This is a genomic window from Fictibacillus sp. b24, assembly GCF_030348825.1.
In the GTDB taxonomy this organism is placed as follows: Bacteria; Bacillota; Bacilli; order Bacillales; family Fictibacillaceae; genus Fictibacillus.
In genome coordinates, this window is the sequence record NZ_JAUCES010000005.1 from 2936651 (window position 1) to 2961713 (window position 25063).

At 40.0% G+C, this 25063-nt stretch carries 23 protein-coding genes and 1 other annotated feature; of the genes, 6 read left to right on the plus strand and 17 right to left on the minus strand.

Going from position 1 to position 25063, the window contains the following annotated elements:
* Positions 1 to 121 precede the first annotated feature (121 nt).
* Together mraY and QUF49_RS15365 are read right to left on the minus strand one after the other, a co-directional pair.
* Positions 122 to 1144, minus strand: coding sequence for a phospho-N-acetylmuramoyl-pentapeptide-transferase (gene mraY, locus QUF49_RS15360; protein ID WP_289496524.1), 1023 nt, complete (start codon positions 1142 to 1144; stop codon positions 122 to 124).
* A gap of 47 nt (positions 1145 to 1191) precedes the next feature.
* The gene (locus QUF49_RS15365) at positions 1192 to 1842 is read right to left on the minus strand and encodes a peroxiredoxin-like family protein (protein ID WP_289496525.1); all 651 of its coding nucleotides are present in this window, start codon (positions 1840 to 1842) and stop codon (positions 1192 to 1194) included.
* A gap of 176 nt (positions 1843 to 2018) precedes the next feature.
* Between QUF49_RS15365 and QUF49_RS15370 the strand changes: the two genes are divergently transcribed.
* Positions 2019 to 3680: a serine hydrolase domain-containing protein gene (locus QUF49_RS15370; protein WP_289496526.1), complete on the plus strand. Its 1662-nt coding sequence runs from the start codon at positions 2019 to 2021 to the stop codon at positions 3678 to 3680.
* An 86-nt stretch (positions 3681 to 3766) separates the two neighbouring features.
* Positions 3767 to 4135, plus strand: coding sequence for a VOC family protein (locus tag QUF49_RS15375; RefSeq protein WP_289496527.1), 369 nt, complete (start codon positions 3767 to 3769; stop codon positions 4133 to 4135).
* A gap of 88 nt (positions 4136 to 4223) precedes the next feature.
* Here QUF49_RS15375 and QUF49_RS15380 read toward each other — a convergent pair whose 3' ends face one another.
* The 3 genes from QUF49_RS15380 to QUF49_RS15390 form a co-directional block, all read right to left on the minus strand.
* Entirely contained in the window at positions 4224 to 4679 is a 456-nt protein-coding gene (locus tag QUF49_RS15380; protein WP_289496528.1) for a GNAT family N-acetyltransferase, read from the minus strand.
* Between the two features lie 228 nt (positions 4680 to 4907).
* On the minus strand, positions 4908 to 5702 hold the full coding sequence (gene fdhD / locus QUF49_RS15385) for a formate dehydrogenase accessory sulfurtransferase FdhD (RefSeq protein WP_289496529.1): 795 nt from the start codon (positions 5700 to 5702) through the stop codon (positions 4908 to 4910).
* Positions 5703 to 5720: 18 nt separating this feature from the next.
* On the minus strand, positions 5721 to 6065 hold the full coding sequence (locus QUF49_RS15390; RefSeq protein WP_289497675.1) for a DUF2294 domain-containing protein: 345 nt from the start codon (positions 6063 to 6065) through the stop codon (positions 5721 to 5723).
* Positions 6066 to 6411: 346 nt separating this feature from the next.
* On the opposite strand from QUF49_RS15390, the gene fdhF reads away from it, so the two are divergent.
* Together fdhF and QUF49_RS15400 are read left to right on the plus strand one after the other, a co-directional pair.
* A complete protein-coding gene (gene fdhF / locus QUF49_RS15395) occupies positions 6412 to 9339 on the plus strand; it encodes a formate dehydrogenase subunit alpha (RefSeq protein ID WP_289497676.1) in 2928 nt (975 codons plus the stop codon).
* A 15-nt stretch (positions 9340 to 9354) separates the two neighbouring features.
* Positions 9355 to 9834, plus strand: a complete 480-nt coding sequence (locus tag QUF49_RS15400; RefSeq protein ID WP_289496530.1) for a DUF1641 domain-containing protein — start codon at positions 9355 to 9357, stop codon at positions 9832 to 9834.
* 146 nt (positions 9835 to 9980) lie between these two features.
* Here QUF49_RS15400 and lysS read toward each other — a convergent pair whose 3' ends face one another.
* The 10 genes from lysS to QUF49_RS15450 form a co-directional block, all read right to left on the minus strand.
* Positions 9981 to 11528 (minus strand): lysine--tRNA ligase, encoded by a 1548-nt coding sequence (gene lysS, locus QUF49_RS15405; RefSeq protein WP_289496532.1) that lies wholly within the window; start codon positions 11526 to 11528, stop codon positions 9981 to 9983.
* 69 nt (positions 11529 to 11597) lie between these two features.
* Positions 11598 to 11873 (minus strand) — a binding site (T-box leader).
* Between the two features lie 41 nt (positions 11874 to 11914).
* Positions 11915 to 12523: a hypothetical protein gene (locus QUF49_RS15410; RefSeq protein WP_289496533.1), complete on the minus strand. Its 609-nt coding sequence runs from the start codon at positions 12521 to 12523 to the stop codon at positions 11915 to 11917.
* Positions 12524 to 12594: 71 nt separating this feature from the next.
* Entirely contained in the window at positions 12595 to 12921 is a 327-nt protein-coding gene (locus tag QUF49_RS15415; RefSeq protein ID WP_289496534.1) for an HIT domain-containing protein, read from the minus strand.
* A gap of 70 nt (positions 12922 to 12991) precedes the next feature.
* Positions 12992 to 13537 (minus strand): dihydrofolate reductase family protein, encoded by a 546-nt coding sequence (locus QUF49_RS15420; RefSeq protein WP_289496535.1) that lies wholly within the window; start codon positions 13535 to 13537, stop codon positions 12992 to 12994.
* A 60-nt stretch (positions 13538 to 13597) separates the two neighbouring features.
* The gene (locus QUF49_RS15425; protein WP_289496536.1) at positions 13598 to 14455 is read right to left on the minus strand and encodes an amidohydrolase family protein; all 858 of its coding nucleotides are present in this window, start codon (positions 14453 to 14455) and stop codon (positions 13598 to 13600) included.
* 13 nt (positions 14456 to 14468) lie between these two features.
* Positions 14469 to 17588 (minus strand): GNAT family N-acetyltransferase, encoded by a 3120-nt coding sequence (locus tag QUF49_RS15430; RefSeq protein ID WP_289496537.1) that lies wholly within the window; start codon positions 17586 to 17588, stop codon positions 14469 to 14471.
* Between the two features lie 381 nt (positions 17589 to 17969).
* The gene (locus QUF49_RS15435; RefSeq protein ID WP_289496538.1) at positions 17970 to 19241 is read right to left on the minus strand and encodes an FtsW/RodA/SpoVE family cell cycle protein; all 1272 of its coding nucleotides are present in this window, start codon (positions 19239 to 19241) and stop codon (positions 17970 to 17972) included.
* Positions 19214 to 19651 carry a PadR family transcriptional regulator gene (locus QUF49_RS15440; RefSeq protein ID WP_289496539.1) on the minus strand — a complete coding sequence of 146 codons (438 nt, stop codon included), beginning with the start codon at positions 19649 to 19651 and terminating at the stop codon, positions 19214 to 19216. The genes QUF49_RS15435 and QUF49_RS15440 overlap by 28 nt, the downstream gene beginning before the upstream one ends.
* 2 nt (positions 19652 to 19653) lie before the next feature.
* On the minus strand, positions 19654 to 20187 hold the full coding sequence (locus QUF49_RS15445; RefSeq protein WP_289496540.1) for a sigma-70 family RNA polymerase sigma factor: 534 nt from the start codon (positions 20185 to 20187) through the stop codon (positions 19654 to 19656).
* A gap of 113 nt (positions 20188 to 20300) precedes the next feature.
* The gene (locus QUF49_RS15450) at positions 20301 to 21182 is read right to left on the minus strand and encodes an SMP-30/gluconolactonase/LRE family protein (RefSeq protein ID WP_289496541.1); all 882 of its coding nucleotides are present in this window, start codon (positions 21180 to 21182) and stop codon (positions 20301 to 20303) included.
* A gap of 158 nt (positions 21183 to 21340) precedes the next feature.
* Between QUF49_RS15450 and QUF49_RS15455 the strand changes: the two genes are divergently transcribed.
* Positions 21341 to 22072 carry an HAD family hydrolase gene (locus QUF49_RS15455; protein WP_289496542.1) on the plus strand — a complete coding sequence of 244 codons (732 nt, stop codon included), beginning with the start codon at positions 21341 to 21343 and terminating at the stop codon, positions 22070 to 22072.
* Positions 22073 to 22122: 50 nt separating this feature from the next.
* On the opposite strand, the gene QUF49_RS15460 is transcribed toward QUF49_RS15455, so the two are convergent.
* Together QUF49_RS15460 and QUF49_RS15465 are read right to left on the minus strand one after the other, a co-directional pair.
* The gene (locus QUF49_RS15460; protein WP_289496543.1) at positions 22123 to 23871 is read right to left on the minus strand and encodes a methyl-accepting chemotaxis protein; all 1749 of its coding nucleotides are present in this window, start codon (positions 23869 to 23871) and stop codon (positions 22123 to 22125) included.
* An 88-nt stretch (positions 23872 to 23959) separates the two neighbouring features.
* The gene (locus QUF49_RS15465) at positions 23960 to 24427 is read right to left on the minus strand and encodes a GNAT family N-acetyltransferase (RefSeq protein ID WP_289496545.1); all 468 of its coding nucleotides are present in this window, start codon (positions 24425 to 24427) and stop codon (positions 23960 to 23962) included.
* 89 nt (positions 24428 to 24516) lie between these two features.
* On the opposite strand from QUF49_RS15465, the gene QUF49_RS15470 reads away from it, so the two are divergent.
* Positions 24517 to 24954 carry a hypothetical protein gene (locus QUF49_RS15470; protein ID WP_289496546.1) on the plus strand — a complete coding sequence of 146 codons (438 nt, stop codon included), beginning with the start codon at positions 24517 to 24519 and terminating at the stop codon, positions 24952 to 24954.
* The last annotated feature ends 109 nt before the right edge of the window (positions 24955 to 25063 follow it).

Genomic DNA, 25063 nt, shown 5'->3' on the forward strand with positions numbered 1-25063 from the left:
GAGCAACTCTATAAATAGATGAAGCCGTGTCTTTTCTAAGACTACATAAAAGCCTGTAATCCCCTCCAGAAACACACACAAACTAAAAAAAGAGAGTGACACACGATATGTGCCACTCTTTCTACATAAATACCTCGTAATACACTAAACAAATGCCGCATGCTGCCCAAGAAATCATGGCGAATACGGTTACGATCATGTTTTCCGACCATCCGTACTTAATGCCGTAATGATAATGAATGGGTGTAAAACGGAACAGCTTCTTTTTCGTTCGTTTAAAATATGCCACTTGAATGATGACTGATAGCTGTTCTGCAAGATAGATGATAAATAGAATTGGGATTAAAATTTCTACGTTTTCGATGATGGCAAGAAATGATAAGGTTCCTCCAATAGCGAGTGATCCCGTATCCCCCATGAATGCTTTTGCCGGATACAAGTTATAGATTAAGAATCCTAGAATCGTAGCAATCATCACCAAACAAAAGACTTTCACTTCCGTATTCTCACTGATTACAAAGAAAAAGAAGTATGTAGGAATTGACACCATGCCAAGAAGCCCGTCCATACCATCGGTAAAATTAATCGCGTTCGCCGTCCCTACAATAAACAGCGTGATCAGAATAAGGTAAATGATATAAGGAAGAACAATGTTCAGTGATTCCGTCACCCGTATGCTTGTATCAATTTCAAAAAGGTCGATGCCTATATATAAGAGTAGAATGGTGAACGCAAACTGAAATTTAAGTTTTGTCTTTCCTGAAACCCCGCCAGGATCTTGTTTTGAAGCTTTCCAAAAATCATCTAAGAACCCAATAAAACTAAACAGTATAAACGTTGCCACAAGAAAGAGCATCACTGGACTTGTCGTGTAATAATAAAGCGCCACGAAAATTCCTACAAAAAACACACTTCCTAACATTAAAGGTGTTCCCTTTTTTTCTTGATGATCGGAGGGAAGCTCCACTCGAATGGGTTGTGTAAGCTTTAACTTTTTTAGTGTATAAATTAACAGTGGTGCTATAAAAACGGTTAAGAGGAAGGTAATAAATGCTGGTGTTAGCTGTAAAAGCAAAATGGTCGTCTCCCTTCTATATTGTCCACTGTAATCATTCGATAAAAGATAAAATGTTCCTCTAATCATCCATATAAAAGAGACCGCTCAACAATAGAACGGTCTCTCTCGCTTCTTTATGCTTTAAAATTTTTTACCACTTCAACCACTTTTGAAGGTTCTGTTCGGTTTCGGTAATCGGAGTCCACTTCGGCAAACAAAATCTTGCCTGAAGGATCAATAACAAAGGTTGCCGGTTTCGGAAGCTCCCAATCATTATTTCCATTGTGGCCTGGAATATCTAGACCTGAATCTTTGTATACTTCTATCAATTCATCAGACAGTTTAAATACTAGGTTATATTGATTGGCTACTTTATTCTTTTCGTCACTTAAAACGATAAATTCCAGCTCGTTTTTTTCTTTCGTACTTAAGGATGCATCTGGAAGTTCAGGGCTAACGGCAATAAGAGCAGCACCTGCATTTTTGATCGACGTTAATTCTCTTTGGTAGGCTTTTAATTCCAGATTGCAGTAAGGACACCATCCACCTCGATAAAATGTTAGAATAACAGGCCCTTTTTTCAATTGATCAGATAGTGACACTTCTTTTCCTGTCGAATCTGGCAATGTAAAGTCGGGAGCAACCTCGCCTGCAGTTAAGCCTTGAGCAATACCTGACTTTTCAAGTTCATCTGTTGCTTGCTGCATAATTCTTTGCTTTTCCTCAGGTGCTTTTAATTTGAATACTTCTTTATATGCTTCAATTTCACTTTGTAATGATGTCATTTTTGCGTAACCTCCTTTTTAAAGAAGGTATCAAAATTGCAAATAAACTACCAACAATTTGCTTATCTGTGTATAAAGTAATAACTTCCTTTTAGGACTTCTGTGTGATAGACACTCCTTTTTGGGATTGCTACTGTTATAAAGTGTAAGAATTTTCAGAATAAGGAGACGGACATATGAAAGGAAAACGCGTTTTAGTTTGTACCATGCTAAGCACTGCCATGCTATTATCCAGTATAACGCCAGTCATTTTTGCTGAAGGTTCTTCAAAAGAAAACCAAGTGAGACCAGGTGATTGGAACCGTCCTGTTCCCTCTTCAGCTGTTCTTCATCCGGGCACCGCTGAAAGCGCTTCATTAAAAAGAGAGCCGCTTAAACAGATTGATGATTTCATCTTACAAGAGATGGAAAAACGCACGATGCCTGGTGCTGTTGTACTCGTTGCGCGCAGCGGGAGTATTGCAAAACATGATGCATATGGCTTTTCAGCTCGTTACACCGATGACAAATTTACCGAGATGGACAACCCTGTTGAAATGAAGAAGGATACGATCTTTGACATCGCATCCATCTCCAAACTCTTTACCACTACCGCCGCAATGCAGCTGTATGAACAAGGAATGTTTGAATTAGATGATCCTGTAGGCAAATACATTCCGGAGTTCAACGAAAACGGAAAAGAGAATGTAACGATTAGACAGATCATGACGCACACTTCTGGCTTTGTCGCTTGGATCCCGCTATATAACATGGGAACGAACCGTGAAAATCGCCTGCAGATCGCACTTAAGTACAAACTCAATAAACAGCCTGGCACGACATATACATACAGTGACCTTAACTTAATCACACTTGGCGTTTTAGTTGAACGTCTCACTGGACAGCGTCTTGATGAGTATGTAAAAGAAAACATTACAGAACCACTTGGGATGAATGACACGATGTACAATCCTCCTGCTGAGCTTCGTGAACGTGTCGCAGCAACAGAGTATCAGCCAAACATTGGCCGCGGCATGGTTTGGGGAAGCGTTCACGATGAAAATGCCTGGAGTCTCGATGGAGTTGCTGGACACGCTGGCGTTTTTTCAACCGCTCGTGATCTCGCAGTTTTCGGCCACATGATTCTAAAAAAAGGAAAATATGGCGGCACGGAGATTTTGAAGCCTGAAACAGTTCGCTTGTTAACTGAAAATCAGCTTCCCCAGTTCCCAAGCAACTCTCACGGACTGGGCTGGGAATTGAACCAAGGCTGGTACATGGATTCTCTTGGAAATGAAGAAACACTTGGTCACACAGGCTATACCGGTACATCCATGGTCGTGTCACCAAAAAATCAAACGATTGTTCTGACATTAACGAACCGCGTCCATCCTTCCCGTGCCACAGTTTCCATGAATCCAATCCGACGCAAAGTTGCACAGCTGACTGGTGATGCGATCTCTGTACCATTGGAGCGTAAGGATAACGCATGGTTCGCTGGATATGGTGACAATTTGAAAAAAAGGTTAACGTTTGCTGTAGGTGAAGAGCAGCGTGCGCTTCATTTTAATAACTGGTTCAGCATCGAGGATGGCAGCGATAAAGGACTTCTTCAGGTTTCTAGTGATGGTGAAACGTGGACGACTCTGCCAGACACTTTTACCGGAAAAGAAGAAAGCTGGACTCATGAGAAAGTAGAATTGCCTGAAGGAACAAAGTTGGTTCGCTTCCTCTATCAAACCGATGCATCTGTAAACGGCAGAGGGTGGTATGTGGATGATGTATATGGCACAGATTCTAGCGGTGAGATGAAACCGTTAGCCGTAGAAGAAAACCAATGGGAGGCACGCAGCTGGTAGTCTTTTATTAATTCTAATGGTCTTTTAGAAGGTTTTTACGGGTTTATAGAGAATGAACGGGTAAGAAACATTTGGAGGAATTTTAGATGAATCAGCCACTTATTCAAGAAATGCATTATTTTAGAATGCCCGTTACAGAACTCCAGGAATCTGTTAAATGGTACACCGAACATTTAGGATTTCAATTAAAACATCGTAGCGAGGACTTGGCCGTTGTAGAATTACAATCAGGTCCTCTATTAATCTTAGTAAAAGCAGACCAAAACTCTCGAGGACATTTTACGGTAAACGGACAGAGTGAATTTTCTGTGGCATTTACCACCTCTGACATCCAACAGCTTCACTCCTCTTTCAAAGAACAAGGAATACAGGTCGATGAGATAAAGGAAGACAATGGACATCTCTATTTTCACTTTTTTGATCCTAGCGGAAACAAACTTCAAGTACATAATTAGGAAGCAGAAGAGCAGTTCTTTAGAAAAAGAACTGCCTTCTGTGCCTAGTTTTTGTCTCTTTCGGCTTGTTGTAACCCGCAATCATAACCTATTCTTGCTTTTCCATGAATAAAAAGACGGTTTCTTCCCGATCTAACTTTTGAGTTTTAAAACCCTTGTAGCCTAACTTCTCATAAAAAGAGATGTTTTTCACACTTTTACTGCCGGTAAACAATTCATAGCGACAATGAGCAAACATAAGCTCTACTTCTTTCATTAACTTTTTTCCAATCCCTCTGTTTTGGAAATCTGGATGGACCATTAATCTTCCTATATAACAAATTCCTTCGTTTTCATACGCCCTCACTGAACCGACAATTTTTCCGTGATATATGTATTTTAAAACAATATTGTGTTCAAATGCTTTTTCTACATCCCCAACAGATTGTTTAAGTGGTTCTATCTCGAAATTATCATACAGTTCGGCTTCACTTATATAAGCTAATCTTTGCAACGAGTGGATTTCTGGAGCATCTGAAACATTGGCTTTAGTAATAGACTCCATGTGTTTAGCTCCTAACTTAGTTAAAATATATCAGCTAAATTGGATAATTCTTCATAAATACCATATTCCCTTTAAATGTGTGAACTAAGAAATAAACTTTTTAAAATGCAAAAAAACAGCCCTGAGATTACAGAACTGCTCTTCTCTTTATATTCTGTTACCTCTAAGACTAAATGTGATTTTAGCATTCTTCAACAATGTAACCATCGATATAGCACAACAGCAGCTTCACTCCGTAATAATCCTCTCAGGCCGTGTATACACATTCATAGAACCCCCACGGATAAACCCAACCGTCGTAATTCCAAGCTCTTCGGCCGATTGCAGCGCAAATTCCGTTGGAGCGGATTTTGACAGCACGATCTCACAGCCAATTTTCGCTACCTTCAACAAGATCTCCGACGATATCCGGCCGCTAAACACTATAATCTTATTCCCTATGAAAATATTATTTCTTAAACAGTATCCGTATATTTTATCGAGCGCATTATGCCGACCGATGTCCATTCGGCTCAGCACGATTCCGTTAACATCACAAAGTGCAGCGTTATGCACACCGCCTGTTTCTTGAAAAACACCTGCTCCACTCTGCATCTCTCGCATCAATCGGAAACAGTCCTGAGGTGTTACCTTAACTCGGACATCATTCATCGATTTTGCCGTCAGCGCGTCACTGGCGAATACAAATCCTTGCCGGCTCATTCCGCAACATGACGTTATGTATCTTTTATTCTGCAGATTTCGAAAGAGAGGATTCAGCCGATCGGTCGTCACATGAACATAGCTTCCGTCCTCTTGCACCCATATGTCTTTAATATCTTTATAGTTTCGGATAATACCTTCTGATGCGAGGTAACCAACCACCATGTCCTCAATGTATTCCGGGCTGCACACCATCGTTACGAACTCTTCTCCATTGATCTTAATGGTTACCGGAAGTTCGGTTACAATCGTATCTTCCGCACTGGACGCCTCCCCATTCTTGAACTGCAGAATTTTGCGCTTTGTTACAACAGGCTTCATGATGAGATCACCTCCACTCTATGCAATCGGTTTATCAAATACAAACACGGAAACGGCCATGTCTTCATCCACTTTAAAGTCAGAAAACAGATGAACAAACTTTGCTCCTGTTACATCTTCTAACCCATCTGGCGGTGCTTTTGCGTAAACGTCTTGAATGAGGCGTGTTCTTGCAGCATGCACCATTTCCTTGCCCTCTGCCGTTCTGGCAATAAATTTTTCCGTAGGCGTTAGATTGCCGTACATGGTTGAGATCGCCATGTTTTCTACAAAGACTGTATGAATTTTTTCAGGTCCTTTTCCTAACAGATTCTTTCGCAGTTTACGGATAATATCATTGAAATCATGCACTTTCTTAGACATTTGAATCATCACCACAGTTTCTCCATTTTTTACTAATCATACATGATGCACTTCCTTTTCGCACGTGATTAAAATCGAATGAGAGTTTACAAGTCTTATTGTCCTTTCACATTGTAAACGCTATAATAAGAAGAGAAAAGTTGGAAGAAATCTAGTTGTTGCTGTTTTTCTTCTCTCTTACCGAATTACATAATTTGATGGATTGGCAAAATAGTCAGCTTTAACATGCTCTGCTATTAAACTATTCCACCATGAACTCGCATTTTCTGTACGTGTATAGAATTTGTGCTTTCGTGGTGGATTTTTTTTATATCTTCAAACGAAAGGAAGATTCAATATGAATAAAATGATTCAAATTTCAATAGACGGAAAAACATATGAAGCCCCATTTGGTACGTCCATTCTCGATATCATCAATAAAAACGAACTCTCTCATCCTCAAATCTGCTATACACCACAAGTGGATCCGATTGAAACGTGTGATACGTGTATCGTTGAGGTGAATGGCAAGCTGATGCGGTCTTGTTCTACGATGGCGCTCGATGGCATGAGTATCGAACGAGCATCAACACGAGCGAAAGATGCGCAAAATCAGGCGATGGATCGCTTACTCGAAAACCACCTTCTCTATTGCACGGTCTGCGATAACAACAACGGTAATTGTAAGCTGCACAACACAGCTGAGCTGATGGAAATTGAACATCAATCAGTTCCCTACTCGCCAAAAGAAGAGCCGGTTGATATTGACATGTCTCACCCGTTTTATAGATATGATGCAAATCAATGTATCACATGCGGTCAGTGTGTGGAGGTGTGTCAAAATTTGCAGGTGAACGAAACCCTTTCAATAGACTGGGAACGAGAACGCCCTCGCGTGATCTGGGATGCTGGATCGAGTATCGACGATTCCTCATGTGTCAGCTGCGGACAGTGTGTGACGGTTTGTCCGTGTAACGCCCTGATGGAAAAATCGATGCTTGGTGAAGCTGGGTTTATGACGGGATTAAAAGAAGATCTGCTTGAGCCAATGGTTGAACTTGTAAAAGAAGTCGAACCTGGCTATAGTGGTATTTTTGCTATCTCTGAAGTGGAAGCAGCAATGCGTGAAACACGTACGAAAAAGACAAAGACCGTTTGTACATTCTGTGGTGTTGGCTGTTCGTTCGAAGTATGGACAAAAGGCAGAAAGATTTTAAAAGTGGAACCAAGTGAAGGTCCTGTAAACGCGATCTCCACTTGTGTAAAAGGAAAGTTCGGCTGGGATTTTGTAAATAGCGAAGAGCGACTCACTACCCCGCTTATTCGAAAAGACGGCGTGTTTGTGGAATCTACTTGGGACGAAGCGTTAAACGTGATTGCTGATAAGATGACATCGATAAAAGAAAAGCACGGCAGCAACGCACTTGGTTTTGTTTCTTCATCTAAAATTACAAACGAAGAAAACTATTTGATGCAAAAGTTTGCCCGTCAAGTCATTGGAACGAACAACGTGGACAACTGCTCCCGTTATTGCCAGTCTCCTGCAACGGATGGATTGTTCCGCACGGTTGGTATGGGTGGTGATGCTGGTACGATTCAAGATATCGCGGAAGCAGGCCTCGTGATCGTTGTTGGTGCGAACCCGACAGAAGGTCATCCCGTTCTAGCCACTCGCGTGAAGCGTGCGCATAAGCTTCATGGACAAAAGTTGATCGTAGCTGATCTTCGCAAACACGAACTTGCTGAACGCTCTGATATTTTCATGAGTCCGAAGCAAGGAACAGATCAAGTTTGGCTGATGGCCGTTACGAAGTATATGATCGATAAAGGCTGGCATGATCAGAAATTTATTGAAGAGAACGTTCATTATTTAGAAGAATTTAAAGAAGTACTTGATAAATATACACTTGAATACGCAGAAGAAATTACAGGTCTATCACAAGAAACGATCATTGATGTAGCGAAAATGATTCGTGACGCCGACGGCACATGTGTCCTTTGGGGCATGGGTGTTACGCAAAACACTGGCGGAAGTGATACGTCTGCTGCCATCTCAAACTTACTATTAGCAACCGGAAACTATCGCCGTCCTGGTGCTGGCGCTTATCCATTACGCGGCCACAACAACGTTCAAGGGGCATGTGATATGGGAACTCTTCCTGCTTGGTTGCCAGGTTATCAGCATATTACCGATGACATTGCTCGTGCGAAGTTTGAAAAAGCGTATGGCGTAACGATTGACAGCAAACCTGGTAAGGACAACATTCAAATGGTCGAAGGAATCGGTACTGGCGAGATCAAATCGATGTACTTGGTCGGTGAAGATATGGCCTTAGTGGATTCCAACTCCAATCACGTTCATGAAATGCTGAGTCAGCTTGAATTCTTCGTTGTTCAAGATATCTTTTTAACGAAAACCGCTCAGTACGCAGACGTTGTCTTGCCAGCTGCTCCTTCTCTTGAAAAAGAAGGAACGTTTACGAATACAGAACGCCGCGTTCAACGCTTGTATCAAGCACTGCCAACAACAGGCGGATCGCGACCTGACTGGGAGATCATTCAGGCCATCGCAATCAGAATGGGTGCTGATTGGAACTACAGTCATCCAAGTGAAATTTTTGAAGAGATGGCTGGGCTGGCTCCACTTTTTGGTGAAGCAAACTATGATGTGTTGGAAGGCTGGGGCAGCTTCCTTTGGGGTGATTTTAGCGGAAAGAGTACACCGCTTCTTTACACAGAAGGCTTTAACTTCCCTGATAAAAAAGCTCGTTTCGCACTATCTGACTGGATGCATCCAGCGGAGTTTCCGGAAGAGTTCGATCTTCATATCAACAACGGACGCATGCTCGAACATTTTCATGAAGGAAACTTAACGAACAAATCAAAAGGGATTCAGCACAAGGTTCCAGATGTGTTTGTTGAAGTATCACCTGCTCTTGCAGAAGAACGTGGTGTGATCGACGGATCGGTTGTTCGATTGATATCACCATTTGGAGCCGTGAAGTTGAACGCACTCGTAACCGATCGTGTGAAAAACAACGAGCTGTATCTGCCGATGAACTCGGTAAACAACGAAACTGCCATTAACTTTTTAACAGGTCCAGCAGTTGATCACCGAACACATACACCAGCTTACAAGCAGACGAAAGTACGGATGGAGATCATCAGCCGTGAAGGTGAAGTGAAGCTTCCTGGCAACAATCCGAGAAATAAAAAACGTTATCCGCAGAACGGTGTAGAAGTTCAGAGAAAATGGAACCGTCCAGGCTATGTTCACCTGACGGATGAAGTGTAAGGGGGCGAATTTCATATGGCACAACCAACAACCGTTGTAAAAAAGAACCTAAAAACCGAAGAACAGATTCAGCAGGAAAAGCTCGCCGATCTGCAAAGAGCGTTGGCAGAAAAAGATGCAGCGCTCACAAAGGCGCTCGATTTTATAGGGGAGCTTGATAAGATCGGCGCATTGGAAGCGGCGAACTCCATGCTTGTCGCCAAAGACAAGATTGCAAGTATCGCACTTGGCCAAGCAACCCGTGAACCTGTGACGAATATGATCAACAACCTGATGGGTGCTGCTGGCGTTTTGACGAAGATGGATCCTGAAGTGACGGCTAAGATGCTTGATAGTGTCGTTACTGGCGTTAAATCAGGAGAAAATTTTGTGGAGAGCGATAAAAAGATCGGAGCATTTGATCTTGTGAAGTCGCTGAAAGACCCTGATATTAACCGGGCGATTGGCTTTGGTCTTCACTTTTTGAAAGGCATGGGCCAAGAATTGAAGAAGTAATCATGAGGAAAGGTGACGCTCCCGGTGGGGCGTCACCTTAATCTATTTTGAGATTGGACAGATTACACTCAAGATTGGACAGATTATGGAAGAGAATGGACAAATTATTACTTGAATTGGACAAATTATAATTTCGAACCATTAATTCATTGTCGTAATAAAGCAATCAACCGCTCTTTCCCTACTGAATGAAGAAGTAACGGTATGCGCGGACCGCTGCTGCTGTTCAAAACAAGCTGATAGATAATGCTGAACAACCTTTTTTGGTTGTTTTTCTTCATTTTTTGATCATCCACATGACAAACATCGTATATTTTCCTCATCAGCTCGTCATCTGGCAGTCCAGCTTCATCTTGCAAAACATTCACAAATCCTTCAAGCCACCCTTTCTCCGTATCAGTCAGTGAACCAAAGTATTCTGAATTCTTTTCTTCATTAACATGAAGCACTCTCTCAGGACACCAGTTTCTCAGCCAATACTCCGCCCGGACACAAACTTCTTTTACCTCTTCCAACGTATACTCCTCACCTGTTCTTCTCAATACGTCACGCACTAATGATGCTTCAAAATTTACAAGCGGTAAGATGCTCGCAACATGACTAAACCTTGGCGCTCGTCGTGTTACAGAAGTCATAGATGACAACTCCAGAGCAGCTCCTATCTCTTCTTTCAGCAGCCCTACTTCAGCATGGCTATACCTCTCATATTCCGTATAGTTTCGGATCACATCTTCATCCAATCCGATATGAAAAGAAGAGTTCGGCTGATATTTTGCAAACATGAAAAGAATGACTTCGGGTGTATAAATTTTCAACAGTTCTCCGGGCGTGATATTGTTTCCCGAAGAACTCGACATTTTAGCACCGGTGCCTTTAATGCTGATAAAATCATACGGTTCATACTCTGGCGCATGATGGTTAAAGATATCAGAAACAATTTCCTTTGAAACTCTGTAACTTCCAGTAGCGGAGGAATGGTCCCTCCCACCTGGTTCAAACACCACGTTCTCTGTCATCCATCTCATCGGCCAATCCACTTTCCAATTCAGCTTGATGTTTGTAGCAGCAGAGACTTCAATAGAATTTGAATGACCACATGAACATGTATATTTCAGTGTTTCATTCTGAAAATCTTTAACGTATACCGTATCTTTTCTGCAAATTTCACAATACACATTTATTGGATAAAAGCTCTCTCGCTCTTCAACACTCGGTTCACCTGTTTTAAATGCCGTGAGAATATCATATATTTGCTTGCGATTGTGAAGAGTGTGGACAATTTGTGCATTGTATCTTCTTGATTGGTACTCCTCGCTTTGGTAGATAAACTCAGGAACGATGCCGAACTGACCCAATGACTGCTCGAATTCTTTTTCAAAATGCTCTGCGTACGAATTGTGGCATCCAAACGGGCATGGAATCTCAGAGTATGGCATGCCTATATATTTCTCAAAATACGCGTCCACGTTCTTAGGTACTTTACGAAATCGATCAAAATCGTCCCATGAAAAAATGAAACGTGTTTTCTTTCCCAGCTTTTGCAATGCTCTCACCACAAAATAAGTGGTAACCACTTCACGAAAATTCCCGATATGAACGGAACCGGATGGGCTAATGCCCGACGCACAAACAAAAGTCTCACGATCTGGATTTTTTCTAATTAATTCTTCTGCTATTCGATATGCCCAATGCATAATTGGATCACTCCTCCATTTTTATTAAAAAGAAAAACAAAAAAAGCCCTCACCCCCAAGATTATTCATCTTGAGGACGAGAGCTTATTTAGCATTCGCGGTACCACCTCAATTTGTTAACATGTCGCCATATCAACCTCTTCAGGTACGGCAATGAACAACAATCACTTGCGAATACCCTATCTCTATAACGGGAGATCCCGTTGTAGTATCAGCAAAGATAATTTTGCATCCGTACAAAGCTCGGAGTCTTTTTTTCATTAAGATGCTTATTGCTCTTTCTCACCAACCAAGAGCTCTCTGAAAATAATATGTCTTAATTACTTTTCTCTTCATAGCCATAAATTGTTAAATTTTTATTAGTATAAGCAGTTTTATGGTAGTTGTCAAAACAATTTTTTATTTGTTTTTCTGAATCTCAAAATAAGAAAGATTCCTATACAGACAGAGAAAACTAATAAGCCAACATACAAATACGTATAATCGTTATCGTCATTTTGAACTGCTTCATTACTCGTTTTCACAACAGGCTTTTCTGATTGTTTTTTGAGAAACTCCTCATAATACGCTCTGCTTGTAACGTTATGATGTTGCACTTTACCATCGGAAATCTGGATCATTCCATTAGGTCCCCCGACCGGTGTTAAGAAGCTAAATTCCTTATTTTTATCAAGAAAGAGCAAAAACTCTCCGCCATCTTTTTGAAACTCATCCGCCCAACCTACGTCATATCCATCAATGCCTGCCCTTATTTTTTGGGTCACATCTCCTTTAAACACCTTTTGGACATTGAATTCATAACTCGTAAAAACCATATTTCTCCCTTGTGGTTTACTCGTAAAATCATACTGTCCCATTACAATCACATCAGCTCTTTTATGAACTTCCTCAGGTTCAACTTCCGCCCAGCTTGTTGCATGAGCTTGAGTGTTTATTAACATCATGGATAAAAACATTCCTAATAAAATAACCGCTATAGACTTTTTCATTTTCAACCAATCCCCCTTTATGAATTAGTCGATCGCCATCATTTTTAAGTTTCATGATGGATAAAATGTTTACAAGTCTATACCTTTGGCTTTCCCGACACAATATGCCAATGAAGATGTTTAGAGTCTTGGTAATTTCCTATGTTGGTAATTACTTTACAAGCTCCATGTTCTTTCGTCACTATAGCTGTTACTTCTTTAATCACTTTTATCATTTCGAGTATCAGTTCGTTATCCTCTTCTTTAAGATCAAGAAGAGATGTAATGTGTTTCTTTGGTATCGTTACAATATGTATCGGGTAAAAGGGACTGGTATGATAATAAGCCAAGACATTTTTCGTTTCTAACACTTTTTCTACCGTAGTCTTTCCACTCAACACTTCTTCACAATAAAAATCATTCATTGATATTTCTCACTCCATTGCTTTCTCTAGTCTACAATGTACAAGGTGAGCACTGATAGCTCACCTTGTTTTAAGAATAATTCACATTATACGTTGGTTTAATAACTCCGTTGTCAAAGTGTTTCAAGTCTGTAAGTTCCAGCTTAATATGTGGTTTCACTTCACCAAACAATGGCAACCCTTCACCAATCATCACTGGATTCACTTTCAAAACTACCTGATCTATCAATCTTTCATTCAACAACGAACCTGCCAGCATGCCACCACCGCAAAGCCACAGTTTACCCAATTCCTTTTCTATAAGGTTCTTAACAAAATCAACAGCATCACCTTTCACTAGCTCCACCTTTTCATTGGATTTAAACTGCATAGAGCTAGAAAAGATGTAATGCTTTAAGTCTTTAAAAGCACTTGGCTCCCCTGGTTTCAGACCAAATTGAAATCCGTATTCATACGTCTTCCCGCCCATAAGAACAGCATCGTACGCCTTAACGTCTTCCAAAAAGTCCGTTACATGATCGCCACTATACAAAAAGATCGAATCATCCGCTTTTCCATCGATATCCGCAATAAAGTGATCCACTGTAACTGCAATATGATAGATTAACTTCGCCACTCAATCACACCTTTCAAGAAATTATGTGATGGTTCCCGCATACCTCTCACTATTACTCTATTATTTTAGAAAAGGTCTGATCTTTGGAAAAATCTTAACAGCCGTATTGTAAAATACATCCTCATGATGTTCCTCAGGTATGATTTCTTTTACAAAATCAATGTAAGGCTGAACAGGCACAAGCGGCCAATCCGTTCCAAACAAAAACTTTTTATAGTTATCCGTAAACGTTAACGCGTGTCGCAAATGGTTGAAGAAGCGAGGTGAATCTTTGTATCTCGCAATATCTTCCCGTGTTCCAACGACAAGACCTGAAAGATCGGCATACATGTTGCGATTCTTGTAAACAACTTCTGCTCCGTCCAAAGTCCACGGATCACCGAAATGAGCCATCATAAAATTCACATCACGGTGCATGACCGCTACTTCATCTAGCGTCAACGGATGTGAGTACTTCAACAACCCTCTCTCAGAATACGTATCTCCTGTGTGAAAGACAACTGGCAATTCATACTTGGCAGCTAGCTTGTAAACAGGCTGATACACTTCATCATACGCGTAATACGGATAATATCCGAGGTAGATTTTGATGCCGACAACCTCTGGCTTTTGTACCGTTTCCTCAAGTTTCGCTAATTCTTTTTCACCGAGATGATATGGGTTGATTCCTGCACAATACACGACATTTTCAGGAATCTGCGAACCTAGATCGATACCCATTGGCGTTGGGGCTAGAGGGTCCGGGAAACCCTCTACCTCTTTTTCCGTTAGCCCCATCGCAATGCCTAGCACAACTCCCGATTCCTCATACTCTTTTACAATTCCGTCATAAGAATAGTCCAGTTTGGACAGGTTCGTTGCTGTATGTTTAAAGCTTTCAATGTTTGAAAAATGCATATGCGCATCAATGATTTTCATGGACTCTTCCTTCCTAGCAGAATTTGATCTTCTTTAAATCTTCTAATGCTGTATCTGGGATCACTTTGTCGTTAAAAACATAAAACACTGGAGACGTAACATGAGTTGCGCCGTGTTCAAGGTTAAGCTTTTCCGCATATCCAAGCTCAATTACTTCCAAGTTGATATATGAATCTAGAAACGTCGCGTTTTGATTTGCCACAATCTGCATCAGGTTCTCATGATCATCTGAACCAAAAACAACACTGCGGTCAATTGACATCTCCTGCTCGCCTTTCCCGCCATAAACCATCGCCCACTCACCATTTTTACTTTGAAAACTTCCCCAGCTCTTCGTAAGCTCCAGTCCAGGATTTAAGAAACAGCCAGTGTAAAAGTTCTTTCCTTGCAGGTAGCTTCCCATATTTTGAACAATTTCCGTCGTATGACACAAAACCGGAACTCCTGGCAGCAATAAGAAATACTTATGAATTTCGAGCCCTTTGAACGTCTCATGCTTTTCATATAAAGTGGATACTTTTATACCCTTCCATACGTTGCCTTTATCGTCCTCTTTTTCTACAAATTCAACCGTAGTCTTCTCTTTTAGTAGAGAATTAAGACTTGTGCCTTCCACAAGACCGGCGATTCCGCCAAACCACGGATTCCACCAAGATTTTGGTGCAGGCTTTGGAAAAGGTGAATCCATCCACTCGTGATTTTTGTACTGAAGAGAGAATAATGTTGGCGCGAACTGTGCAGAAGCAGAAATGGCAATTTCGCCATTATTCACACTTAGCACTTCGAGGTCATTTTTCACCGTCTTCTCAAACTGAACCGGCAGATCCTTCATGACGAAAGCCGCTGATTGCCTCGTAATGTCAATAGAATCTAGATTCATTTTTGACGTTAAAACATGAACGCCTTTATCGTTTGGCACTTGTATATCAAATTCAGCACTTCTCATTTCTTCGTCGGACGCAAACAGGTGACTTTGAAGAATCTCGTCATTCAGTTTCATTTCAATAAATCCGTTAAAAAAGGAAGACTTGTAATCTTGCGCTACAGCCTTGATCTGATTGCCACTTACAAAAGGATTACCGTTATTAACAGATAGTGTCATATGATTTGTTAAACTGAGTGATGGCTTATCATTCTTTTGCGTCGCATATTCTCTGAAAGACTGCCATTCTTGGAAAGCGCCAATCGTTAACGTTACTGGTTTTGTTGCTACCTTTTGATGAGGAGCAAGCTTTCCAAAATTATGTTCAAAGTACATAAACCAGTTTGAGAATTGTACCTTTTCTTCAATTGGCCATGAAATTCCTCTTGGGTTTTTCTGCCCTCGTAAGAAGATCCAGTTCTCAGTTAACTTATTGTTGTTCCAATAGGTTAAGAAGGAACCCATTGAGTCGTTAAGCTCGATATATTTTCCTTCATACGGCAGAACAGCTCGATCAAGCATACGGCACATGATCGGAGAATTTAACCAAACTTCATCGGTAGATTCCGCTTCACCCGTATTTGTAATCTCATAATGCTGTTCAACTAGACCTTCGCTATATAGCTTAACGATAGTTGCTAGCTGCAGACCTGGAAACGCCTGTGACTGAAAGGTTGCTCTAAATCCTGCATATCCTTCATGCATCAGCGGTTCGATCTTCTCCGGACGAATACGAGAGATTTCTTCTGAAAAAGGCTTACCGAGCTTTGGCACCATAAACGCCATCTTATAATCTACATCGCCTTTACCTGGCATAATCCAATTGTTGAACTTATCAAGTATTAATTGATATTGCCCATTGTACACGTGATAATAAGCGTCACACTCACCTGTTAGTTTTGCTCCGATCCCTTTTAGTGCAATGCCTATCTTTTTCGTAAAATGAACAGCACTACCATCCCTTTTTGTTGCTATTATCGGTAGATCTGCCTCATAAAATCCGTGTTTCAATAAGGTGAATGGTACAGGTACAGACTGTTTTGCTTTTGGTGCTAACGTAACACTTATACCGCGATTCTCGATGTGAACCAACTCTGATGGTGGCAGTTCAAAGCTAAACGACACTTCTTCATTAAAGTTGTTTTCTAAATTCAAATATAGCGTAGAAGATTTCCCGATAAAACTAAGGTTATCAGGTAACGAAGAATCCAATTTAACAGGATACTTAGGTCGAATTCCTACTTTAAATTGCGCTTTTTTACCGTTGATTGTGAGTAAGGAAGTGACCGCTGGATGCGTTCTCCACACACTTTGTTCTTCTGTAATCGGGTTCACTTTAAAAGGAATTTCAATACTTTCTTCTTGTTGAACGCTTACTTTTGTTGAAGATTCAAATTGAATATTTTTGTCATTCATGCCTTCAATTTCAACTGTTAATGGCTTACCCGATTTATTTTTGATGTGGTATTGAACCGTATAATCTGATCCAAACACCAAATTGAAGTTCTCTACCGTAGCTGTGATTTTATAATCGTCAGTTTCGATGGAACGAAGACCTCTACCGAAGCGCTCAAACTCCATTTTTAAATTTCCAAGGGTATCATGTTTCCACGAATACTCATAAAAATGAAATTCGTTTTCTTTGTTGCCATCTGGAACAGTCTCAATCTTTCTAGTGCTGTTTTCATACCAGCGTTCATCAGCAAAATAATCTTGAACAACTTCAGTCTGTAAAACAGATGGCATAAAATTCATCAAATGAGTCGTATCATCTCGGTCTTCCCAGAAGAATCCGCATTTTTTATAAAGTGGAACTGCCTTCGTATTTCCTGGCCATGTATAAAGATCCAAACGCGGCCACTTCATTTCAATCGCCTTTTGAAGTGCCTTTAGTACGAGCTTCTTGCCTATCTTCTTACCATGATAGTCGCCTCTAACGTTCAATAATGGAATGTAGAGTGCTCCTTCATCTTCCCGGTATTCACCCAGACTGCAATAGCCTACTACTTTGTCGCCATCGAGGGCTAAATATAAATGGAGGTTCGTTGAGTTAGCTTCCTGTTTCAGAACTTGCTCAGCTGTCATGATTGTGTTGCCGCCGCCCCATCCGTCTTGGCTCTTATTCCACATTTCAGCCACTCGAGCAGCATAGCTCGAATCGTATTCTACAATCGTAATTTGATCGGTCGTTTTTGTATTTAATACTTCCATTTCTCTTGCCTCCAGTCGATTTTTAAGAATTCTTCCCGCTAGTTACTCCACCTTTTTTTGCGTGATTTTCTAAATTGAATCATGTTTAACACCCCTTTTAAATGTAAAAAAGCCACCCGAAATTCCTGGGTGACTTTTCATAAATATGCTAAATAGCACAAAAAGGCCCCAGAATGCATACACATCCTGAGGCTCTGGTTCACATATCAAATAGTTAGATTGAGATCCCATAAAGAAGGTTGTGTATTGGACAATATGAAATTGTATTCGCAGTTTCAAAAAATTTAATCATGTCCAACGCCTCCTTCACTTGTAATTTTTTCCTTACCTCCATCATTGTAAAACAGATGGATATAAAAGTAAATATAATTTTCGGAAAATTTATTCTATTGTCGAAGTAATATTTTTTCTGCGATACACGCTAAGCACAACACCCATCAAAATGGAGTTGAGTAAGATTGGCATCAATCCATAACTGATAAATGGCAACGACATGCTTGTAAGAGGAAAAAAACCTAATGCCATTCCGATGTTACTGACCATTTGGAACAATAATAATGCTACTCCGCCAATTATAAGCAATTTTCCGAAGTGACCTTTTACTTGCTGTGTAACCATGATCATTCTTGCAAGGATTAGTGAAAGAATAAGAGCAATGATTATTGATATCATCCAGCCAAAATGATGAGTTATACTTACAAACACAAGGTCTGTATGTGCTCCAGGGATAAACTCCCGAATGCTTTTATTCCCACCAATCCATCCTGCACTAGACATAAACTCCTGTATTTGAAGTACCTGATAACCGGCTCCATCAGCTACTTTTTCAGGCTGCAGAAATCCTAGTATTCTCTCTTTTATATAATACGATTGATATTGCCATGTGAGGATACCGGTTAAGATGAGTGCAACGATTGTAACGCTTGACACAACGGCTTTCTGAGAAGTTGAAAACTTACTCCACCACAGCATAGACAGCACCATAGCAAAATATAAATAAGTGGTAGATATACTGGGTATTTGTATGAACAATAACAATGAAAGTAAGAATAAAATTACGAAATGCCAGACTTTAAAGGAATTTCGGTTAAAAAAACAAGCCCAAGCCACCATAAAGAAAGGTAATGCAAATAAACTTTCTAACGTTACCGGACCGATACTTAACATAGGATTACCGTTGATCATCTTGTTGGAGAAAAAGCGTAAACTTAGTAGCAGAAATGCTCCTAATCCATAAAAGATCCATCCCCTATTTAAATATTTTCGATAATCAACAAACATGATCCCCATTGTAAAAGAAATACCAAGCAATATGAATATTACCTTGCGGGTTAGGAAATGTGCATTATTCCAATAGCCAGGGATGACTAGAGGCAAAAATCCCAGCAAAAGAATCGCACCAATCAAGGCAAGCAACAGCCAATCAACTCGCGGACGATGAATCTTATTTAACTGGAGACCTAGTGTAACAGGGCTTCCCATCTGCTCGATCGCTTTTTGCTCTGCTTCTTTTTCTGAAAGACCTTTGTTTAGCCAAACTTTCTTCGCTTCTTTTACATGATGGTTCAGCTCATCAGAAACATGCTTCTTTGCTTCCTTTGAACGAATCTGGTTCGTAACCTCTTTTAAGAATGACTTTCTGCGATTTTCCATTCCACTCCCCCTACCAATTGCCGAAGTATGACATGCGAACGGCTTTCCTTTTTCTCGGATTGCTTCAAAAGCTTTTTCCCTTTGTTCGTCAGTTGATAATATTTTGCTTCCTCTTTTGCTATCCAGCTTGATTGTAGGACTCCTTTATTCTCTAAACTGTGCAGCAAGATATAGAGAGCTCCTTCGTTATCGTCAAAGTGTCTGATTCCACGTCCGCTTAATAAGTTTGTTAGCTGATAGCCCGTTTTTTCTTGGCTTAAAAGTTGTAAGATGCTTAAGATGATATCTTCCTTATTTCCTTGGTTATGTATTTTGTTTTGTATTGTTTGGCGATGTTTTTCAGTAAATTTCACTTGAGAAAACGTCTTCTCGTTCATGATCTTTTTTAAACCTTTCAAACGGTTCTCCATACTTAACCCTCCAAACGTATTTTTAACAGTTCTTTTGATCGTCGTAATCTCGTTTTTACCGTATTATCATTAACCTCTGTCATCAAAGCAATTTCCTTGATCGGCAGCTCTTCATAATAAAAGAGATAAATGACTTCTCTATACTTGATTGGAAGCTGCATGATCGCATCTATCAGTTCACCATCATCTTCTTTTTGAATTACCTCATGTTCCACTAAGTCCTTTTGAGTTCGGTGATTCTCTGGCTCCTCTTCAGTGATAACAACTTTATTGTTGTACCAGCTTTTTAAAAAGTCCTTACAATGGTTAATCGCGATTCGCCACAACCACGTTTTAAACTTTGATTTTCCGTTATATGTATCTAGCGCGTTGTAGCACTTAACAAATATATCTTGTGTTAAGTCTTCGGCAACGGCCTTGTTGTTTACGTATGAGTAGACGAGCTGCAATAAATCTTGTCCATGCTCATTCATGGCTTCAACCAAAATGTCTTCTCTGTTTTCTGTATGCAACACGCCTGCTATCATTTCTTCCATACGTTTCCCCCCTCTCTTATTATTAGACGACTCAGTGTAATTGCAAGTTTTTGTTAAAAAGAAAAAATTTCATAAAAAAGAACAGCGTTAATTAAACGCTGTTCTAAACTGAATTAACCACGAAACCTATACGCTGGCATTCCCTTCACGCCTGGCTTTACTTTGAATACCCCGCCTGCTTCTGGAAAACGATCTAGGTTTTCTGCACTTGTGTTCTTTCTTGCAGTTGTCACATACAGTTCATCCAGATTTTCTCCTCCAAACGTACATGAGGTAACGTTTAAAGATGGAATAGGTATGGATAAAAGTTGTTCGCCTGTAGCTGGATCCCAGCGAGATATTTGCGCGCCGCCCCAATGAGCAATCCAGAGCATACCGTCTTCATCAATCGTCATGCCATCAGGAGCTCCGACACCTTCTGGAAAAGCGATTACTTCAGTCGGGTTCTCAATGTGACCTGTTTGTAGGTCATAATCAAATCTAGTAACCTTTTTTGTTGGAGTGTCAATGAGATACATAAACGTTTGATCAGGAGACCACGCCAAACCATTTGAAATAGTAAGGTTGTCCTGTTTTTTTTCAACCTCTAACTCTGTACTTAGACAATATAAAGAGCCCGCTTCTTTTTCTTCACTTAAACTCATCGTTCCTGCCCAAAAGCGTCCGGACGGATCACACTTTCCGTCGTTAAAACGATTTTCAGGCAGATGACTTTCTGGATCAACAATGGGGGTGAGTTCTTCAGTCTCAAGATCTAAGAAATAAAATCCCTTTTGTAGAGCTACGACTAATCCATCCGACTGTCTTGGCGCAACTGTTCCAACCATCTGATCCAGCTGAATCTCTCTATTTTTATGAATGCGCGGATCGTAAACATTTACTTTTTTATCAAGAATGTTAACCCAATATAGGACTCCATGATCTGAGTCCCAGCATGGCCCTTCTCCTAAAATAGCTTTTGCGGGGATAATTAGTTCTGCTTCACTATTAAACATGATGACCTCCTTAATCCGTAGTTGTATGAATAAGTTCAATTCTATAATCGGAAAAATTATTAATATCATTATAGCATTTAATAATCATCATACAGCCATAGACATGCCATGATTCATCATACACAATCATATTAAAGAATTAATGGAAGGTGGTAGCTGTGAAAAAATACAAGCTTCTTTTATTTGATTTAGACGATACACTTTTAAATTCAGATTGGTTTAAGATTGGACTCATTCAAACACTTGGCATACATCCAATCACCAAAGACTTAGATGCTTCTCTTTTTCTAGCACAGAAACTTCAAGTTTCAAGTCACTTAATTGCGCTGTTGAAAAAGCGTTTGATCACACCATTAAATTTCCGAAGAGCCAGGTGGCGTCATGCCTTTTCACATTTTGGACTAACAGTAGATGATAAACAAATTGATGAACTAGATACACTCTTTGTAAAAACAGGGTTATTGTGTATTGAACAATCTCCAACTCTCATTACAATGCTTCATGAATTAAAAGCGCACTTTGAACTTGCTATTGTAACAAATGCACTTTATGATCCGCGTCAAAAGGTACAGCAAATGGGGCTTTCAGAGGTGTTTTCGCCTGAATCCATTTTCCATGGGGATGAACTAGGATTAAGAAAGCCTGATCGAGAACTTTATTATGCACCATTGGAGCAATTTGGCCATCGTCCAGAACAAACTCTTTTTATTGGAGATTCCTGGACGCATGACATTGCTGGACCTATTGATTTTGGCATGGATGCAATCTGGATCAATGCACGTGGAAGTAAACCGTTAACAGAACATAAACCCTTTGCTATTGTTTCAGATGTGATGGAAATTAGAGATATTTTACTTTATGGTGAGCACCCGACACCGTTTAATTCCTGAAATTCAAAGAAAAGTGGCGGATACCCCCGTCACTTTCCGAAATTATTCTCTTATGCGGTTTCCCTCACCCGTTCCATACTTTTAAACTGACTTTCCTTCGTTAACTGGTGAGACAAACTGGATAGTGTTGCCCCAACAAGATAAGCTTGTTTGATTTTCTCATTTTGTTTGATAGATGTAACAGACATCTCTTCTGAACTCGCCAGTGTTTCTTGAGAAATGCTAGAGAACTGGACGGCAGCTGTTTCTATTTCAGGCAGAGCCACTTTTAGTTCTTTTAGAGCGACACTCATATCACTCATTCGCTCATTGTTCTCTACTACAGACTTCATCAAGTATTGAATAAACCCAGTAGTATTCTTAACTTGTTGTAGATGAGATTGGTTCGTCTCACTAAGAATGCGTGATTCTTCGATTGCTTGTAAAGCTGTCTCATTCATTTGATTAACAGTTGCAATAATATCAGCCGCTGCTTTGCTCGATTGATCGGCTAACTTTCCAACTTCATCTGCAACTACCGCAAAACCTCTTCCCGCATCACCTGCTCTAGCCGCTTCAATCCGAGCGTTTAATGCAAGCAGTTTGGTCTGTTCGGAAATATCCTTTATGGTCGAGATCACGTTTTGAGAATGGTTCGAATAATTGCCCATCTTATCAATGATTTGATTCAAATGGGTAAAACGATCATGGTTGTTATGAATCTCTTCCACTAGATTTTCCACTTTTACTTGACCGGAGACAGCATTTTGATTCATAGAAGAAAACTCCTCCATAACTGTCATTACCGTATGGTTCAGCTCACTCACTTTTACTTGCATATCTGTAAAAAGTTGTACGCTATACTCAGAGCTGATGGCTGTTTCTTTTGCGCCAATTCTCACGTTCTCGATCCTTTTTAGAAGTTGTTTATTATAATCATTCGCCTCACTGTATGTATGTTCGAGCTCAACTCCTTGAGCCGTTAGTTCACTAGAAATATGCTGAATCTGAGCATGCACGTTTCTGATAAACGTCATCATCTGGTTGAAGCTCTCAATTAATCTTTGAATCTCAATGTGTCTGGATTGATAGTGCACATTATGCTGAAAGTCACCTTGTTGTACAGATTTCATGACCCGGCTTAGTGCAGATAGCGGCGATGTAATACTCCTGATCAAGAATATGATGACCGCTGCTGTTAAAAGGATGCTCGCGATTACGGCAACAGCGATAAAGTTTCTTAACTCATAGATCGGCTGCATGTAACTTTCGGTTTCGACAGCGATCACATAGATTCCGTTCAACTCTTGAATTTGTTTAAACGCTAGAGTATATTCCTTGCCCCCGATTTCTGTGTGCAGCACACCATTTTCAAGCTCAACAATTTGTTTTTTACTAGCTGAGGACAAAGTAATTCCATCTTTTCCACTGGTCTTATATGAAGTTACTTTACTGTTATCTATTAAAAAGATATTCGCTTTCATATCGTCTTGCTGAAGACCGACGTATTGTGTATTGATGCTCTCACCCAAACGCTTATTGAACATGTCTTCATCTCGTATGAAGCTGAACTTAAGATTTTTCGCAATGTCATACGTTGTTTCGGTTTCTCGTTCTAACCGGTTTTCAATAATGGTGCGTGTTGTATCTGATGCTTTGTTATAGCTGAAGATTCCAACGATGGAAATGGTTAAAACAACAAGTGAAAGCATCATCATTAACAGCTTAGTTTGTAAGTTAAGCCTGACCTTAAATTTCATAGGAAGCTTTATGTTCTCAAAAACTTGTAATCTTTTATTCTGAAATAAACCCTTTTTCAAACTGGCCACCCCTTTTGTCTATGTATAGAAATTATGACAATATTTACTAAGGAGTGGTGTTAAGGTTATGTAAAGAGTTTGTAAAGGCCTAAAGACCCATATGAAAAATCATCTCTATGCCATATTCCCCATCATAATTTTGGCCATTATGTATGAAACCGGCTTTTTTGTAGAGCGATATAGCAGCACCATTCGTGCCATGGACGGTTAGAATAATTTCATTCTTATCTTCGTATTGCTTCTTCACGATTTGTGGGAGCATTCGCAATGCCTCAAGAGCAAACCCTCTTTTTTGATAACGTACATCAATTGAGAACGATTTTAAAAGAATGGCATGCTTATTGTTTGTGTAGATATTTCCTGATGAATCGGTATACAGAGCAAACCAGCCTACGAGGCCCTCTCCGGAACAGATAACAAATGGCTGATTAAAGACATCATCTTGAAAAACTTCAAGTACCTCTTCAGGCATGGAGGTATATAGGGCTTGCTCAGCTGGTAAGGAGTATTGAAGAGCTGCTCTGCGATCTCTGTTCTCATACATTCTGACTATCAATCATTATCCCTCCTTTCTCAAAATCAACAAGGATTTCTATGTAAAACAAAGAATAAACTGTTATGAAGTTGATGAGAGGTTTGGTGAGGATGAAAAAGAAAATTTTTTTGGCATTTATCTTATTCATAGGTTTTGTTTCTGTTTTATCAATCTTCTCCAAAGAGACGGTTCCAACTTCGAATGAAATTCCAATAAATGAGAAAAGTGACACAATCGTTTATTCAGGAGAAAACGATTTTTGGAAAGCGGCGTTCTCTATGAAAAAATCCCAAAACCAATTGATGCTTACACATATAGCAAGTGATAACAAACTACCGCAAGAACTTACCTTCACACTAAGTACAGCATACGAACAATCAAAAAAGAAAGTGGAGATTGGAACTTACAAATTGTCCTTTAAGAGTTTTCCTAACCAGTTCTCCGTTACTTTTGATGGAAAGAGTGGGATTCGCACAGAAAACCAGAAACTCGTTTTAAAGATTACAGGAAAAGATCATTATCAGTTTTTTAATCTTTATAAGGAATAGTAAGTTCTACTTATTTTTTATCTCTTCAAGAAGAGAAATCATTTTCTCGTTTTGCAAAATAATTGTTTCATTTTGCTTCCTGAATTTCGCTGCGTCAAACAAAAACACC